This window comes from Streptomyces sp. NPDC041108 (assembly GCF_055592645.1).
Map to the genome: position 1 here is coordinate 338389 of NZ_JBVIYK010000008.1, position 15757 is coordinate 354145.

The window sequence follows — 15757 nt, forward strand, 5'->3', positions numbered from 1 at the left end:
TAGGATGCGTGGGACAGGTGCGGCAGGCGGCTGGATCGGGAGCAGTAGACCATCGTGAGCAGCGAGAACTCTTCGGCGGACGACGTGCAGCGGGTGTGGGACGTCGTCGTGGTGGGCGCGGGCCCCGCAGGGGCTTCGGCCGCCTACGCGGCGGCGGTCGCGGGACGCAGCGTCCTGTTGCTGGAGAAGGCGGAGCTGCCGCGGTACAAGACGTGCGGCGGCGGCATCATCGGCCCCTCGCGCGACGCGTTGCCGCCCGGCTTCGAACTGCCCTTCAAGGACCGGGTGCACGCGGTCACCTTCTCCCTCGACGGACGTTACGCCCGGACGCGCAAGTCCAGGCAGATGCTGTTCGGTCTGATCAACCGGCCCGAGTTCGACCAGCAACTCGTCGAGCACGCCCAGAAGGCGGGCGCCGAGCTGCGTACGGGCGTCACGGTCACCCGGGTCGAGCAGCACGGCTCGGCCGTGCCGGACCGGCGGACGGTCGCGGTGGTGCTGCAGGGCGGGGAGACGCTGTTCGCGCGGGCCGTCGTCGGGGCGGACGGCAGCGCCAGCCGCATAGGGGCGCATGTCGGGGTGAAGCTCGAACAGGTCGACCTCGGCCTGGAGGCGGAGATCCCCGTGCCGGAGACGGTCGCCGAGGACTGGAAGGGGCGCGTCCTCATCGACTGGGGCCCGATGCCCGGCAGTTACGGGTGGGTCTTCCCCAAGGGGGACACCCTGACCGTCGGCGTGATCTCCGCGCGCGGTGAAGGCGCCGCCACCAAGCGGTACTTGGAGGACTTCATCGGGCGGCTCGGCCTCGCCGGCTTCGAACCGAGCGTGTCCTCCGGGCACTTGACGCGCTGCCGTGCGGACGACTCACCGCTCTCGCGGGGCCGGGTGCTGGTCTGCGGGGACGCGGCCGGGCTGCTGGAGCCGTGGACGCGGGAGGGCATCTCCTTCGCGCTGCGGTCGGGCCGCCTCGCGGGGGAGTGGGCGGTGCGGATCGCCGAGGCGCACGACGCGGTCGACACCCGCCGCCAGGCCCTCAACTACGCGTTCGCCGTGAAGGCGGGCCTCGGTGTCGAGATGAGCGTCGGCAAGCGGCTGCTGGTCGCCTTCGAGCGGCGGCCGGGTCTCTTCCACGCGGCGCTGACCGGGTTCCGGCCCGCCTGGCGGGCCTTCGTCGACATCGCCCGCGGGTCGACCTCCCTGGGCGAGATCGTCCGCAACCACCCGATCGCCCAGCGCGCGCTGACGGCGTTCGACAAGTAGGGCCGTGGGCCGGCCCGTCCGGCACGACGCGCCGGCCCGCCGGCGCCCCGCCCGGTCACCGCTGGACGGTGATCCGGAAGACGGGGTGCTTCGGTGCGGCGGCGAGCAGCTCCTCGTCGGTGGAGTCGGCGCTGACGTCGCCGAAGAACCGGCCCACCTCCCAGCCCCACTTCTTGAGGTAGGTGCGCAGGACGACGGGCTTCTCCTCGTCGTTCAGCTCGACCGCCGTGAACTCCTGCACCCGGCGGCCCACCTGGAGCCGCCCACCGCCGGCCGCCCGCATGTTGCGCACCCACTCGGAGTGGCCGCGTGCCGAGACCAGGTAGGGGCCGCCCTCGTACGGCAGCGGGTTGACCGGCAGCCGACGCCACTCGCCGCTCTTGCGACCGCGCACGGAGAGCTCGGCCGTGCCGAGGAGGCTGACGCCGCGGCGGGCGAGCCAGCCGACGAAGCCGTTGAGTACGCGGTCGAAGGGGTTGGTCCTGATGTAGTGGGTCGACGACGGCATGGGGTCCTCCCGTGGTGGTGCGGCGGCGTGGCCGGGGGCGGGGCGGGTGCTTCAGAGAGCACTGCTCTCGCTGGAGAGCAGTGTGCACGAGATCGACGCTCCAAAGCAAGAGCGATGCTCTCGCTTGTGCCTGCTGCTCCGATATGTGGGCGGCGATCTCTAGCGAGAGCGATGCTCTGAAACGTGTGCAGTGATCTGCCTCTGTGGCACACTGCCTCACATGAGCACTGCACAGGGAGCCCGTGCCCGAGCCCGGACCGAGGTCACCACCGCGATCAAGGACGAGGCGCGCAGACAGCTCGCCGCCGAGGGCGCCGCCAAGCTGTCGCTGCGGGCCGTGGCGCGCGAACTCGGCATGGTCTCCTCCGCGCTCTACCGCTATTTCCCGAGCCGTGACGAGCTGCTCACCGCGCTGATCATCGACGCGTACGACTCCGTGGGCCAGGCCGCCGAGGCCGCGCACGCACGCGCCGCCGGGGAGAGTCCGGCCGAGCAGTGGGTCGCGGTGTGCGAGGGGGTGCGGGAGTGGGCGCTGGCAGGGCCGCACGAGTACGCGTTGATCTTCGGTTCGCCCGTGCCCGGCTACAAGGCCCCCGATGCGACCCTCCCGGCCGCCTCTCGGGTGGGGCAGGTGATGATCCGGATCGTGCGGGACGCCTACCGTGCGAAGGGCGTGGCCCAGCGGAAGCTCCCTCCCGAGCTGCGTCCCGAGGCGCGGCGGCTCGCCGAGGAGTTCGCACCCGACCTGCCCCCGGAGGTCGTCGCGGTGCTCGTCGGGGCCTGGGCGCAGCTGTTCGGCCTGATCAGCTTCGAGGTGTTCGGGCAGTTCAACCGGATGATCGAGGACCGGGGGGTGTTCTTCCGGCACGCGGCCGGTCAACTCGCCCATCACGTCGGTCTGGTGTTCCCGCAGTCGGCGTCGGCGGAGCGCTGACCTCCCTGGTACCGGCGGGCGTACTCCGCCGGGAGCAGGGGTGATGGCGCCGCTCGGACGACGTCGGGCCCGCCGGCCGGCGTCTAGCGTGGCAGGCATGGCGGAGCAGGGTGCACAGGCGGGTGGCCCCCCGAGGGGCGGCGGGCCGCCGCGGCGACGGTGGTACGGGGACGGGCCCCCGTGGTGGAACAGGCCGGACGGCGACGCGGTGCGCCCGCGTCTGCCCTGGCGTTCCACGGCGGCGGTCGCCGTCCTCGTGATGGCCGGATCGGCCGCGGCCGCCGAGTTCCAGCGGGACGAGCGCGCCCCGCTCGACGCCTTCGCCCGTGTCCTGTTGCTCGGGGGCGCGCTCCTGCTGCTGGGGCGGTGGCGGTGGCCCGTGTTCGTCGCCTTCGCGACAGCGGCGACGGCCATGGTGTACCTGGGCGCCGGATATCCGTACGGGCCGGTGTTCCTGACCGTCGCCGTCGGCTGCTTCAGTGCGATCGTCGCCGGGCATCGCACGGCCGCCTGGACGGCGATGGGGGCGCTGTGGGCGGGCCATGTGCTGGTGGCGCACTGGCTGTTCCGGTGGCTGCCGCCGGGCGGGGACGACGCCGCGAGCTGGGGCCAGGAACTCGTCGTCGTGGCGTGGGGGGTGGCGATCGTGGCGCTCTCGGAGCTGGCCCGGATCCGGCGCGAGCAGTGGGGCCGGGAGCGGGAGGAGCGGGCGCGGGCCGCGCGGGCGCGGGCCGACGAGGAACGGCTGACGATCGCCCGCGAGCTGCACGACGTCCTCGCGCACAGCATCTCGGTGATCAACGTCCAGGCGGGCGTCGGCCTGGCGCTCCTCGACTCCGACCCGGAGCAGGCGCGCGCCGCACTCATCACGATCAAGACCGCGGGGAAGGAAGCCCTGGGCGAGGTCCGCCAGGTCCTCGACACCCTGCGGACGCCCGGCGACGCCCCGCGCGCCCCCGCCCCGGGTCTCGACCGCCTTCCCGAACTCGTCGAACAGGCGGCGGGCGCGGGCCTGGCCGTCGAGGTCGAGGGCACGGCGCCGGAGCTGCCACCGGGCACCGATCTCGCCGCGTTCCGCATCGTCCAGGAGGCCCTCACCAACGTCGTACGGCACTCGGGATCGCGGCGGGCGCGTCTGCGCATCGAGCACGGCGGCGGTGCACTGCGGCTGCGGATCGACGACGACGGACCCGCCACCGGCACCGACGCGGGCGGCGGCGGCAACGGACTCGTGGGCATGCGCGAGCGCGCCGCCGGGCTCGGTGGCACGATCGAGGCGGGGCCACGCGCAGACGGAGGGTTCCGGGTGCTCGCCGTACTGCCGCTGCGGGCATCCCGCCAGAACGAGGAGGACCGGTGATCCGCGTACTGCTCGCCGACGACCAGGCTCTGGTACGGGCCGGGTTCAGGGCGCTGCTCGACGCACAGCCCGACATCGAGGTGGCCGGGGAGGCCGCCGACGGCGAGGAGACGCTGCGTCGGGTGCGTGAACTCCGCCCCGACGTGGTCCTGATGGACATCCGGATGCCCCTCCTCGACGGGCTCGCCGCGACCCGCCGCATCACCGGCGACCCGGGGCTCGCACACGTCAGGGTCGTCATGCTGACCACCTTCGAACTCGACGAGTACGTCTTCGAGGCGATCCGTTCCGGCGCGTCCGGGTTCCTCGTCAAGGACACCGAGCCGGATGAACTCCTGCGTGCGGTACGGGCGGTGGTGGAGGGCGACGCGCTGCTGTCTCCGGGGGTGACCCGGCGGCTGATCTCCGAGTTCGCGGCCCGCTCCAGGGAACCTGCGGCCGCCGCGTCCCTCGCCGGGCTCACCGAGCGGGAGCGGGAGGTGATGGCGCTGGTCGGCCTCGGCCTGACCAACGACGAGATCGCCCGCCGGCTCGTCGTCAGTCCGCTCACCGCCAAGACGCACGTGAGCCGGACGATGGTGAAGCTGGGCGCCCGCGACCGCGCCCAACTCGTCGTCCTGGCCTATGAGTCGGGGCTGGTGCGGCCGGGCTGGCTGGGCTGAGCGGCGCGGTGCCCGCCGGGAGGGCCGGCGGCCTGCCGGCGCAGGCGCGTGGCGCGCCGGAAGCGTGTCAGGACGATCGTGACGACCGCGATGAACACCACCGCGGTCACGGCCAGGGCGAGGGGGCCGAGCAGGCTCTGCCGGTCGCGCAGGGAGCCGAAGACGTTCGGCAGGAACGCCGTGACGCCGAAGTAGGCCGCGCCCGCCAGGGCCGCCCCCGCGAAGAGCGCGTAGAGCATCTCGAGTGTCATCGCGTCCCGTTCGGCCTGCGTTCGTCTCCCCATGGCCCGAGTGTGGGGGCGCCGGACGCGACCGACAAGGCGGCGGATGCATCCGCCGGCCTCGGATCAGCATGAAGCACGAAGCACGAAGCAGGAAGCCCGACGCATGACGCATGACGCATGACGCGCGAGGCGCGAGCCACGAGGCGCGTCGCGCGGCGCACTAAGTGGTCGACTCCGTAAGTCCTTCGGGGGGTTGACGTCGGAGGCAGTTCTGTGTCTGGCGTCTGCTCAGATGTCGGGGGCGGCGAGGTGGAGATGGCAGGCACAGTCGAGTGCGTCTGCGGGGGTGCCCGTGGCTGCCGCTGGGCAGCAGGGAGTCCTCGTAGTGGTCACCGCCGGCGTGGTAGAGGGCGAAGCCCCACCTGCCGACCGCGCCGGTGTAGCGCAGTCGCATCAGTTTGACCCGTTGGCCGTCGGCCAGTTCGGCCTCCACATAGGCGAAGGCTCCCCGGTGGCGGATGTGTAGCCGCTCCAGCTGCGGCCAGGCGGGGCGGGCGCGCTCACCGAGGCGCGCCTCCACCGAGAGCCGGGTGTGTTCCGAAGGCGTGGGCATGTCGGTCATCCTGCCCGAGGGGCCGGTTGCCGGATGCGGCAGGCTTCGGCCTTTCATGATCCACTTCTGTCGATCGGCCTGCCTGCCTTGCCCGTTACCGTCGCCCGCCCGATAGTCCTGCGCGCCGCCGAGCGCGAGCGACTGAAGAAGATGGCCTACGGCCACAAGTCCGAGCACCGGCTGCGGATGCGCGCGCAGGTGGTACTGCACGCCGCACGCGAACGCTCCAACGCGCGCATCGCCCGTGAGACGGGGCTGCATCTGGACACGGTCCGCTGCTGGCGCGGCCGGTTCGTCGAGCACGGTCCGGCCGGTCTGTCCGACCGCGAGCGGTCAGGGCGGCCTCCGTCGTTCACCGCGTTGCAGGTGGCCCAGGTCAAGGCCCTGGCCTGCCGGCTGCCAGCCGAGAGCGGCGTGCCGCTGGCGCGCTGGTCGTGCCCGGAACTGGCCCGTGAGGTCGTCGCCCAGGCGATCGCCTGCTGGGTCTCCGCCTCCACCGTGCGCCGCTGGCTCACCGACGACGCGCTCAAGCCCTGGCAGCACCAGTCCTGGATCTTCATCACCGACCCCGGCTTCCGGACCGAGGCCGAGCGGGTGCTCGGCTTGTACGCCCGCACCTGGCGAGGCGTCCGGCTCGGCGAGGACGAGTACGTCATCAGCGCGGACGAGAAGACCTCCATCCAGGCCCGCTGCCGCTGCCACCCCACCCTCGCCCCCGGCCAGGCCCGCGCGATGCGCGTCAACCACACCTACGGACGCGGCGGCGCCCTGGCCTACCTCGCCGCCTACGACGTCCACGCCGCGAAAGTGTCCGGCCGCACCGAGCCACGCACCGGCATCGACCCGTTCATGAACCTGGTCGCCCAGGTCATGAGCACCGAGCCCTACGCCAGCGCGAAGCGCGTGTTCTGGATCGTGGACAACGGCTCCTCCCACCGCGGCAAGAAGGCCGCCGACCGCCTGGCCGCCGCCTTCCCCAACGCGGTGATGGTCCGCACCCCCGTGCATGCTACGTGGTTGAACCAGGTGGAGATCTACTTCTCCGTCGTACAGCGCAAGGTCGTCTCACCCAACGACTTCACCGACCTCGCCCAGGTCGCCGACCGGCTTGGGGCCTTCGAAGACCGCTACAACGCCACAGCACAGCCGTTCCAGTGGAAGTTCACCACCTCCGACCTGGACGATCTGCTGGCCAGGCTCGACCGGCACACCACCGATCACCACGAAGAATCCTCCGCCGAGCCAGCTACATGATCAACCCCCGAAGGACTTACGGAGCCGACCGCTAAGGCACCAGATTTCGCATCACCGCACCCGGCAGCGAAGCATTGCCCGCCGCCGCCTTCGCCACATGACCGTCATCGTCGGCGAGCAACTCCACGATCACCTGGGGCGGGAGGGCCGGATGGCCCGCGGCAATGGGCTTCGCCTGGCCGTCCGTCAGGCAGGCGAGCAGGGCCCGCGGGGTCGCGTGGGGGTGGGCGGCGATTTCGCGGAACGCCTCGTGCACCGGCGGACGGTGGTGGGCGAGGTGTTCCAGGAGTGCCCCGGACGCGTCCGGGTTGGCCGCCACCCCCGCCAGGACCTGGACTCCGTGCCGGTCGACCATGGCCCGCAGTCGCGCCTCGGAGAGGCCGGGGTGCGGGGCGATGCTCTTGAGTACCTTCGCGTCGGGGTCGGTGGCGAGGGCGTCGCGTATCTCGGCGGGCAGGTCGCGGCGCAGGGCCACGAGCATCCGCACGGTCGAGTCGGTCGAGTGGGCCAGTTTCCCGACCTCGGCCGGGGACGCGGCCTCGACGCGGGGTAGCAGGGTGGGGCCGATTTTCGTGGTGGCGATGAGGCGAACGAGGACGCCGAGGGGCACGTTGGGGTTGTGCGCGAGTCGGCGCCGTACGTCCTGGTATTCGTCCTCGGCCAGTACGCGCATCAGGGCGTAGTCGCCGGCCAGCTTCTCGGCGATGCAGGCCCGGATGTGCACGTCGGGGTCCGTGGCGAGCCGTCGGCTCACCTCCGGGGGCAGGTCGGAGCGCTCGGCGAGGGCCCGGCGCAGGAGCTCCGACGGGTCGTCGGCGAAGGGGATCGCGGCCTCGATGGGGGTGGCGGGGTTGCTCAGGGCCCCGTGCCGTACGTCGTGCACGGCGGTCTCGTGCGTGCCGCCGCAGACATCGTACGCATCCGCCTCGCAGAAGGTCTCCTCGACGCTGCAGACCGAGCACCGCTGTACGGGAGGCAGTCCCTTGTCGTCGAGGAGTGCCGTCAGTACGGCCGGTGGCGTTGCCTCGTTCCAGGCCGCATACCTGCGGACCTCGGCGTTCGGATGCCCCGCGAGCCTCGTGGCCAGCGGGCGATCCGTCGTCCACAGGGCGAGTTCCCTCACCACCCGCACATCCGGACCGGCGGCGAGCGTCTCGACGACATCGGGCGGCAGGCCCACACACCGGGCCAGCTGCTGCCGACGCCAGGAATCCGGGTCCGCCACGAGGACCCGGCCCCACGCCGGATCGCCGCGCCCCTCGCCGAGCAGCGCGAGAGCGGTGTCCGGATCGGCTGCCGGATCGACGTCGGCGACGGTCAGCCGGCCCTCGCGCGCGAGCCGTGGGCCGCTCTCCGGGACGCGTGCGTACAGCGCGAGCGCCTGCGCGTGGGTGAGGTCGGGGCGTTCGGTGAGGTCATCGGTGAAGTCGGCGTCGGTGTCGGCGACCGCGAGTTCGATCAGAACGGTCGACGAGTTCGGGCGGAAGGGAGGCGTTGGCGGCAAGCCCGCTCAGGACATCGGCATGCTTCACAGGAGCATTGTGACCGCAACAGGCCCTGGCTTTCAGGCATTTATTGTCCCGTCGAATCGAAGCAGTGTGGACTCAGACGTCGGGCTCAGACATCGGCCTCAGACATCGGGCTCCAACTCGCGCAGAAACCCACCCGTCCGGGAACCGCCCCCGTCCTCCTCCGCCGCCGCCCGCGAGACCTGCTCCGGTGTCCCCTCGGCCACCACCCGCCCTGCCCGGCGCCGCCCGCCGGGCCGAGGTCGATGATCCAGTCCGAGGCGCGCATGACGTCGAGGTTGTGCTCGATCGTGACGACCGAGTGACCCGCGTCCACGAAGCGTTGGAGTACGTCGAGCAGGCGGGCGGTGTCGGCGGCGTGCAGGCCGGTGGTCGGCTCGTCGAGGAGGTAGAGGGTGCGGCCGGTCGCTCGGCGCCCCAACTCCTTTGCCGGCTTGAGGCGTTGGGCCTCGCCGCCGGAGATGGTGGTGGCGGGCTGGCCCAGCGGGAGATAGCCGAGGCCCACGTCCGAGAGCCGTTGCAGCCGGGCCGCGGTCTGCCGTACGCCCCGGAAGACGGTCAGCGCCTCGTCCACCGTCGCGGCCAGCACCTCCGCGATGTCGTACCCGTCGTAGCGCACCGCGAGGACCTCGCTCCGGAACCGGCGGCCCCGGCAGCCCGGACAGACGCACTCGACTGTGCCTGCCATCTCCACCTCGCCGCCCCCGACATCTGAGCAGACGCCAGATACAGAACTGCCTCCGACGTCAACCCCCGAAGGACCTTACGGAGCCGACCACTAAGTACGGCGCACGACGGCGAAGTACGCCGCTCGCGCGAAGCGCCCGCCCCGGCCCCGGGCGGGCGCTTCGACGCGCTGATGGGTCGTCAGGGACGTCAGAGGCGTCAGGGGGTCGCCCGGATCCGGTCGTCGTGGCGGGCTCCCGCCCCTGGCTCCTCGTGCGCCAGCCACTCGGCGACGCTGTGCGCGATCGGCTGGCCGGTGTCCATCTCCACGAACCCGAACTGGCCGGACTGGTTGCACTCCAGGAACCACCAGATCCCGTCCGCGTCCTCCGCGAAGTCGAACGCCCCGTAGGAGAGTTCGGCGTCGCGGAGGTAGGTGCGGACGGCCGTGGCGGTGCGGTCCGGCACCTCGGCCGACTGCCAGGGCGCGGTGGAGGGGGCGAAGCGGACGTCCACCTCGTCGGGGTGCGCGTCCGGGGCGACGGCCTTGCGGGCTGCCAGCATGCGGTCGCCGACGACCGTGAGCCGGATGTCGGCGGTCTTGGCGATGCGCCGCTGCAGCAGTGTCGGGCCGAACGCGACGGCGGTGAAGTCGGTGCCGGGTGCGACGCGGCTGGTGGGGACGGTGCCGGCGGGCTCCCGGGGGTGGGTGCCGGAGACCGGCTTCACCACCAGGTCCGGGAAGCGCTCGGCGAAGTCGCGGGCGGCCTGCGGGAACGTGGTGATCAGCGTGGCCGGTACGGGGAGCCCACAACGCTGGGCGTGCCGGAGCTGCCACGGCTTGTGCCTGGCTCGGCGGGCCGCGTCCGGGTCGTTCATCCAGCGGGCGCCCGTGCCGCGCAGCATGCCGTACAGGGCTTGAGAGGACTCCTCGGTGAGCCACGGGGACGGCTCGGGGACCCCGGCGGCCGGAACGCCGGGCCTGCGCAGCCAGATGGACCGCAGCCCGTGCATGCTCACCAGGCGGCCGCCGGCGGACAGATGTCCGCGGAACGAGCCGTGCACGTACTCGCCGGAGAGCGCCACCGCGCCGGGCAGGTCGGCGGGGTCGAGCCGGACCACCGGTACGCCGGTCCTGTTGAGCCGGGCCACCACCAGGTCCGCCGTCACATCCTGTTCAGAGGTGAGGATCAACACCGTCATCGTCGCGAATCCGCGTTCAGTCGTCGAAATGGGTCTTCGATCCCGCCGTGGAGGTAGTCGCCCCCAATTCCCGCATAAGACCCTGGTCGTGTGCCGCTATCCGCCCGTCGGCGAGCACGTTCAACTGCAGCCCGGAGTCGTAGGTGTACGGAGCGCTGAACTCCAACTGCTCAGCGGCGCGAGCGTAGTTGAGCACGAACAGTCGCATCGTTTCTCCTTGTTCGGGACCATCCGGAAAGCGGATGGTGACGCTCCGGCCGCTCTCTGTTCGGCCGGGTCGCAGTGCCTCCAGGGAGTTATACGAATCGAACGACTGAATGGTTGCCTCATGTTCTCGGAGGGCTGACTTCATGCACCGCGAGGCGTCATCGGGCAACGGTGAGTGGTCATTTCGCGGCCGAGTCACGGGTGGTGAAGGCGATGGCGGAGGCGAACCCGGCCAGTACCGCGACGCTCGTGAGCGCGGCGGGCAGGGAGAGCAATTCGGCCATGAATCCGATCGCGGGCGGGCCGAGGAGCATGCCCAGATAGCCGAGCGTGGAGGCCGTGGCGACCCCGCCCGGGCCGGCCAGCGCGCCCGCGCGTTCGATGGCGACGGGGAAGATGTTGGCGAGGCCCAGACCGGTGACGGCGAAGCCGAGCAGGGCGGCCCACGCGGAGGGCGCGAGGGAGCCGAGCAGCATGCCGCCCGTCGCGGTCGCGCCACCGGCGACGAGCACCGTCGTCCTGCCCAGGCGTTCGAGCAGGTGCGTCCCGGTGAGCCGGCCGATCGTCATGGCCAGCGCGAAACACGAGTAACCGAGCGCCGCGACTCCCGGTGAGGCGTCCAGGTCCGCCTCCAGGTGCAGGGCGCCCCAGTCGGCCAGTGCCCCCTCGCCGTACGCCGTGCACCCGGCGATCAGGCCGAGGACGACGACCGGGCCGCGCGTCCGGCCGCCGATGTGGTCCACGCCGGGTGCGTCGCGCGGCCCGGCCTCTCGGGTGTCCTGCTCCGGGGTGCGGGCCGGTGGTGCCGGAGGCTCGTGGCGCAGCAGGGTGGGTGCGGCCAGGGCGGTGACCAGCAGGCCCGCCACGGCGATGCCGAGCAGGTGGCGGGTGGGCGACAGGGAGCCCGCGATCAGGCTGCCGAGCCCTGCACCTACCATGCCGCCGAGGCTGAACGCGGCGTGGAAACCGGGCATGACGGGCCGCCCCAGCGCGGCCACCAGATCCACGGCCGCGCTGTTGAAGGCGACGTTGATGCCCCCGAAAGCCGCGCCGAAGACCAGCAGGACCGCGCCCAGGGCGAGCGCCGAGTGGGTGAGCGGGGGCAGGGCCACGCTCAGGGACAACAGAACGGCACAGACGGCCGTCACCGGGTGGCTGCCGAAGCGGCGGCAGAGCCGGCCGGTCAGCATCATCGTGATCACCGCTCCGGCGGACACGCCGAGCAGCGCGAGACCCAGCGCGCCGGGCGACGCGCCGGTCTGCTCCTTGATCGCGGGGATCCTGACCACCCAGCCGGCGAAGACGAAGCCGTCGAGGGCGAAGAAGGCGGTGATCGCGACGCGGAGGGAGCGGAGGTCGCCGAGGCGCGCGAAGTCGCTCTCGTGACCCGGCACGGCACTGTGCGTTCGGGTTTTGTTTATTCGCGGCACAAAATAAGGCTAGGTGGGAGCCGGGGCCGGGGCAAGGTCCACCGGGGGTGCCCGTACGTGGACGGGGCTGGGGGCGGAACGGGGCTGCTGGGGAGGTCGGTCGTCGGTGAGCGGCTCGTTCGGGGACGAGTGGCGAAGCTGGGCGCGCACCCGCGAGGGACGTCGTGCCGGTCGCGTCGCCGTGAGCGGCTCGCCCTCCCGGCCGCTCACCGACGGCGACCTCCCGTTCGCCGGTAGGACGGAATTCGCGGGTCCGGGTGAGGGGAATGCGCGGCGCCGGGTGCCGGGCGGGCGAAAGGGGGCTGCCGGGCAAAGGAGTCCCGTCCCGCGCGGGCCCGTGACGGTGGATCGAACCCAGAATTCGACACCATTTCCGCCGCCGGGGCGACACCCTGCCGAATCGTTTTCCTCGCGGATCCGGCGGGCCCTTTCACTAACGGTCGCCGGTAACCGGAAGACAACTGACCGTATTCATGAGGGCAGTTGCGTCATCCCTCCGCTCGGAACCCGTCAGTCGCAGGGAGTTGCCCACGACGAAGGCAGAGGAAAGGCCATGGTGACCCCGGTGATCACCGGGGTCACCATGGCCGGACGCGGCGGGCGGCAGGGTGGCCGTGTCGTAGGCGAAGGCGAAGGCGAAGGCGAAGGCGAAGGCGAAGGTGAAGGCAAAGGCGAAGGCGAAGACCGGAGCAGGCCGGACCGGGTCGTGCCGCGTGTCCGGTGGGTGAGGTGGACGGTGTCGGCCGCGGCACTCCGGCGTCCCCCGTCGGCGGGATCGCGCGCGAGGTCGAGCGCACGCGAGGCGGCTGATCGCCTGCGCGCTGCCCGCCCTGACCGCGTCGGCGGTTTCGAGGGCCGCGCGGGGCCTCACCGTCCCAGGCGGCCACGAGGCGCGGGCAGTGGGCCGAGCCGCGTCAGCGCCGCCTCGTCGACGCCGCGGGCGGCCAGGTGCTCCGAGGCGTGTTCCGACGCGCCCACCGGTCGCAGGACCCCGGCCGTGTCGGTGCCGCCGGCGAGGTGCACGGCCGACAGGACCGTCCGACCTGGGGTTACCCGTGGCGAGTCGCTCACCAGGCTTGACTATATACCCCCCAGGGGTATCGTGGGCCGTGATGAGGGCACCCGTACATCGAAGGAGACGGCCATGAACACCGGACTCAGGATCACCGCGTTCGCCGCCGCGCTGGCCGCCACGTTCGGCACCGCCTACGGCGTGGGAAAGGGCATCGAACCCGTCGTCTCCGGCGCCGCGGAGAACGAGCCCGCCCGCCACGACAGCCACATCGAGGAGTCACCGGATCCAGGGCACGGCGACGGCGGCCACGAGACCGCCCCGCCCGGCGGACTCCAGATCTCCGAAGGTGGCTACACCCTCGACCTGCGCACCCCGGGCGTCGCCGCCGGCCACCGCTCCGACCTGCGCTTCGTCATCCGGGACGAGGACGACCGCGCCGTCATCGCGTACCAGCGCGAGCACGACAAGGAACTCCACCTCATCGTCGCCTCACGCGATCTGGTCACCTACCGCCATCTGCACCCCACCCGCACGGCCGACGGCACCTGGAGCGCTCCCGTCGAGCTGCCCGAGGCGGGTGGCTACCGCGTGTTCGCCGACTTCACGCCGGCCGGGAAGGACGCCGAGAACCTCACCCTCGGCGCCGACCTCGCGGCCTCGGGCACCTACGAGCCGCGAAAGCTCCCGGCGCCGAAGACCACCGCCGCGGTCGACGGCTACGAGGTCGAGCTGGACGGCGGCCTGCGCCCGGGCGCAGCGAGCGAACTCACCCTCAAGGTCTCCCGGGACGGCCGGCCCGTCACCGACCTCCAGCCCTACCTGGGCGCGTACGGCCATCTGGTCGCCCTGCGCTCCGGCGACCTCGCCTACCTGCACGTCCACCCGAACGGCGAGCCCGGCGACGGACGGACCCGGCCCGGCCCCGGCATCTCCTTCACGGCCACCGCCCCCAGCACCGGCACCTACCGCCTCTTCCTGGACTTCAAGCACGAGGGCGAGGTCCACACGGCGGCGTTCACGGTCGGCGCAGGACAAGCCACGGGGCCCACGCACCCGGAGAAGCCCGCGACCGACCACGCGCACTGACGGCTTCACCGCGCCCGCGGGCCTCAGGCGATGACCACCCGCACCCCCGTCTCCTCGAAGCGCCGAACCGTCTCCGGTGCCGCCGCCGCGTCCGTGACCAGCGTGTTCACCGAGCCGGTCCCGCAGATCCGGGCGAAGGCCCGCCGTCCCAGCTTGCTGGAGTCGGCTGCCACGACGACCCGCTCGGCACGCTCGCAGAGGAGCCGGTTGACGGCTGCCTCCGCCTCGTCGTGGGCGGCGGCGCCATGGGCCACATCCAGGGCGACCACGCCGAGGACGGTCACGTCCAGGGTGATCCGGTCGAGCACACCGTCGGCGAGCGGGCCGACGAGCTCGTAGGACTGGGCGCGGGCCACCCCGCCCGTCACCACGATCTTGAACTGGGGCCGCACGGCCAGCTCGCCCGCGATGTTGAGGGCGTTGGTGACCACGGTCAGGGCGGGAGTTCCGGACGTCAGGTCTGCCCGTACGGCCAGGGCCCGCGCGACCTCCGTCGTGGTCGTGCCGCCGGTCAGGCCCACCGCCTCGCCGGGGGCCACGAGGTCCGCCACCGCCTGCGCGATCCGCTGCTTCTCGGTGGCGCGACGCGCCGTCTTGTAGCGGAGCGGCAGCTCGTACGAGACGCCGTGCACGACCGCTCCGCCCCGGGTGCGGACGAGCATCTGCTGCTCCGCGAGCCGGTCGAGGTCGCGGCGGATCGTCGCGGCGGACACCCCCAGCTCGGCGGCCGCCTCCTCGACGTCCAGCCGCCTCCGCTCGGCGAGCAGTTCCAACAGCGTTTGCCAGCGGGCGTCGCGGGACATGGGGTCTCCTCCTGCTGGTCCGGTTGCCGCATGGTGCTTGAAGTTGCTCGAAAGCTGACTCTATCGTGCAGGAACGAGCATGATCCCGGTGTCTCCTGGGGAGGGTGACCGCATGACCCACGTCGAGGACGAGCTGAACAGCCAGCCCGCATGCTGGGCACGCGTCGCCGCCGAGGCGGTGGAGCACGCCGGGGTCCTGTCCGCGCCGGGGGAGCGGGTGGCGCTCGTCGGCTGCGGGACGTCGTACTTCATGGCGCAGGCCGCCGCGGCGCTGCGTGAACGGGCCGGACACGGGGAGACGGACGCCTACGCGGCCTCGGAGTTCCCCCGGCTGCGGACCTACGACCGCGTCGTCGCCCTCACCCGCTCCGGCACCACCACCGAGGTGCTGGACCTGCTGGGCGCGCTGCGGGGCCGTACCCGTACGACGGCGGTCACCGCCGACCCGGCCACCCCGGTGATGGCCGCGGCGGACGACGTCGTCGTCCTGGGCTTCGCCGACGAGAAGTCCGTCGTCCAGACCCGTTTCGCCACCACCGCGCTCACCCTTCTGCGCGCCCACTTCGGCCTGCACACCGAGGCGGCCGTCGCCGACGCCCGCACCGCGCTCGAGGCGCCGCTGCCCGAAGGGCTCGTCGGGTGCGCCCAGTTCACCTTTCTGGGCCGGGGCTGGACCGTGGGCCTCGCCCACGAGGCCGCGCTGAAGATGCGCGAGGCCGCGCTGGCGTGGAGCGAGGCGTATCCGGCGATGGAGTACCGGCACGGCCCGATCAGCGTCACCACCCGGTCCACGGCGACCTGGATGTTCGGCGAGGCACCGGAGGGGCTCGCCGACCAGGTACGGGCGACCGGCGCGACCTGGGTGCCCGGCGGGCTCGATCCGCTCGCCGAACTCGTCCGCGCCCAGCGGCTGGCCGTCGCCGTGGCCGCCGCCCGCGGCCTCGACCCCGACCGGCCGCGCCATCTCACGCGCTCGGTGATCCTCGACCCGAACGACCGCTGA

General features: G+C 72.4%; 16 protein-coding genes and 1 pseudogene. 7 read left to right on the top strand and 10 right to left on the bottom strand.

All coding sequences use genetic code 11. The features are described from left to right. Nucleotides 1-54 precede the first annotated feature (54 nt). Nucleotides 55-1260 carry a geranylgeranyl reductase family protein gene (locus tag ACZ6BB_RS24260; RefSeq protein ID WP_471617253.1) on the top strand — a complete coding sequence of 402 codons (1206 nt, stop codon included), beginning with the start codon at nt 55-57 and terminating at the stop codon, nt 1258-1260. Between the two features lie 55 nt (nt 1261-1315). Here ACZ6BB_RS24260 and ACZ6BB_RS24265 read toward each other — a convergent pair whose 3' ends face one another. Next, nucleotides 1316-1768 carry a nitroreductase family deazaflavin-dependent oxidoreductase gene (locus tag ACZ6BB_RS24265; RefSeq protein ID WP_471617254.1) on the bottom strand — a complete coding sequence of 151 codons (453 nt, stop codon included), beginning with the start codon at nt 1766-1768 and terminating at the stop codon, nt 1316-1318. 220 nt (nt 1769-1988) lie between these two features. On the opposite strand from ACZ6BB_RS24265, the gene ACZ6BB_RS24270 reads away from it, so the two are divergent. The 3 genes from ACZ6BB_RS24270 (at nt 1989) to ACZ6BB_RS24280 (ending at nt 4724) form a co-directional block, all read left to right on the top strand. Then, nucleotides 1989-2702: a TetR/AcrR family transcriptional regulator gene (locus ACZ6BB_RS24270; RefSeq protein ID WP_471617255.1), complete on the top strand. Its 714-nt coding sequence runs from the start codon at nt 1989-1991 to the stop codon at nt 2700-2702. Between the two features lie 97 nt (nt 2703-2799). After that, on the top strand, nt 2800-4062 hold the full coding sequence (locus ACZ6BB_RS24275) for a sensor histidine kinase (protein WP_471617256.1): 1263 nt from the start codon (nt 2800-2802) through the stop codon (nt 4060-4062). Beyond that, nucleotides 4059-4724 carry a response regulator transcription factor gene (locus ACZ6BB_RS24280; protein ID WP_471617257.1) on the top strand — a complete coding sequence of 222 codons (666 nt, stop codon included), beginning with the start codon at nt 4059-4061 and terminating at the stop codon, nt 4722-4724. The genes ACZ6BB_RS24275 and ACZ6BB_RS24280 overlap by 4 nt, the downstream gene beginning before the upstream one ends. On the opposite strand, the gene ACZ6BB_RS24285 is transcribed toward ACZ6BB_RS24280, so the two are convergent. After that, nucleotides 4685-5008 carry a DUF6332 family protein gene (locus ACZ6BB_RS24285; RefSeq protein ID WP_471617258.1) on the bottom strand — a complete coding sequence of 108 codons (324 nt, stop codon included), beginning with the start codon at nt 5006-5008 and terminating at the stop codon, nt 4685-4687. The two genes, ACZ6BB_RS24280 and ACZ6BB_RS24285, sit on opposite strands and share 40 nt — an antisense overlap. Nucleotides 5009-5168: 160 nt before the next feature. Beyond that, a complete protein-coding gene (locus ACZ6BB_RS24290) occupies nt 5169-5561 on the bottom strand; it encodes a hypothetical protein (protein ID WP_471617259.1) in 393 nt (130 codons plus the stop codon). An 87-nt stretch (nt 5562-5648) separates the two neighbouring features. Here ACZ6BB_RS24290 and ACZ6BB_RS24295 point away from each other — a divergent pair, with 87 nt between their 5' ends. Further along, nucleotides 5649-6815 carry an IS630 family transposase gene (locus ACZ6BB_RS24295; protein WP_471617260.1) on the top strand — a complete coding sequence of 389 codons (1167 nt, stop codon included), beginning with the start codon at nt 5649-5651 and terminating at the stop codon, nt 6813-6815. A gap of 31 nt (nt 6816-6846) precedes the next feature. On the opposite strand, the pseudogene ACZ6BB_RS24300 reads toward ACZ6BB_RS24295, so the two are convergent. The 6 genes and pseudogenes from ACZ6BB_RS24300 to ACZ6BB_RS24325 form a co-directional block, all read right to left on the bottom strand. Next, a pseudogene (locus tag ACZ6BB_RS24300) lies at nt 6847-8347 on the bottom strand (hypothetical protein). Nucleotides 8348-8432: 85 nt separating this feature from the next. Continuing rightward, nucleotides 8433-9032 (bottom strand): hypothetical protein, encoded by a 600-nt coding sequence (locus ACZ6BB_RS24305; RefSeq protein ID WP_471617261.1) that lies wholly within the window; start codon nt 9030-9032, stop codon nt 8433-8435. Between the two features lie 197 nt (nt 9033-9229). After that, a complete protein-coding gene (tgmB, locus tag ACZ6BB_RS24310; RefSeq protein WP_471617262.1) occupies nt 9230-10213 on the bottom strand; it encodes an ATP-grasp ribosomal peptide maturase in 984 nt (327 codons plus the stop codon). Nucleotides 10214-10229: 16 nt separating this feature from the next. Beyond that, a complete protein-coding gene (gene tgmA, locus ACZ6BB_RS24315) occupies nt 10230-10421 on the bottom strand; it encodes a putative ATP-grasp-modified RiPP (protein WP_013005676.1) in 192 nt (63 codons plus the stop codon). A 178-nt stretch (nt 10422-10599) separates the two neighbouring features. Then, nucleotides 10600-11814, bottom strand: coding sequence for an MFS transporter (locus ACZ6BB_RS24320; RefSeq protein WP_471617263.1), 1215 nt, complete (start codon nt 11812-11814; stop codon nt 10600-10602). 903 nt (nt 11815-12717) lie between these two features. Continuing rightward, nucleotides 12718-12921: a hypothetical protein gene (locus tag ACZ6BB_RS24325; protein ID WP_471617264.1), complete on the bottom strand. Its 204-nt coding sequence runs from the start codon at nt 12919-12921 to the stop codon at nt 12718-12720. A gap of 73 nt (nt 12922-12994) precedes the next feature. Between ACZ6BB_RS24325 and ACZ6BB_RS24330 the strand changes: the two genes are divergently transcribed. After that, entirely contained in the window at nt 12995-13951 is a 957-nt protein-coding gene (locus ACZ6BB_RS24330; RefSeq protein ID WP_471617265.1) for a hypothetical protein, read from the top strand. Nucleotides 13952-13974: 23 nt separating this feature from the next. Here ACZ6BB_RS24330 and ACZ6BB_RS24335 read toward each other — a convergent pair whose 3' ends face one another. Then, nucleotides 13975-14754 carry a DeoR/GlpR family DNA-binding transcription regulator gene (locus ACZ6BB_RS24335; RefSeq protein WP_471617266.1) on the bottom strand — a complete coding sequence of 260 codons (780 nt, stop codon included), beginning with the start codon at nt 14752-14754 and terminating at the stop codon, nt 13975-13977. Between the two features lie 112 nt (nt 14755-14866). Between ACZ6BB_RS24335 and ACZ6BB_RS24340 the strand changes: the two genes are divergently transcribed. Next, nucleotides 14867-15757: an SIS domain-containing protein gene (locus ACZ6BB_RS24340; protein WP_471617267.1), complete on the top strand. Its 891-nt coding sequence runs from the start codon at nt 14867-14869 to the stop codon at nt 15755-15757.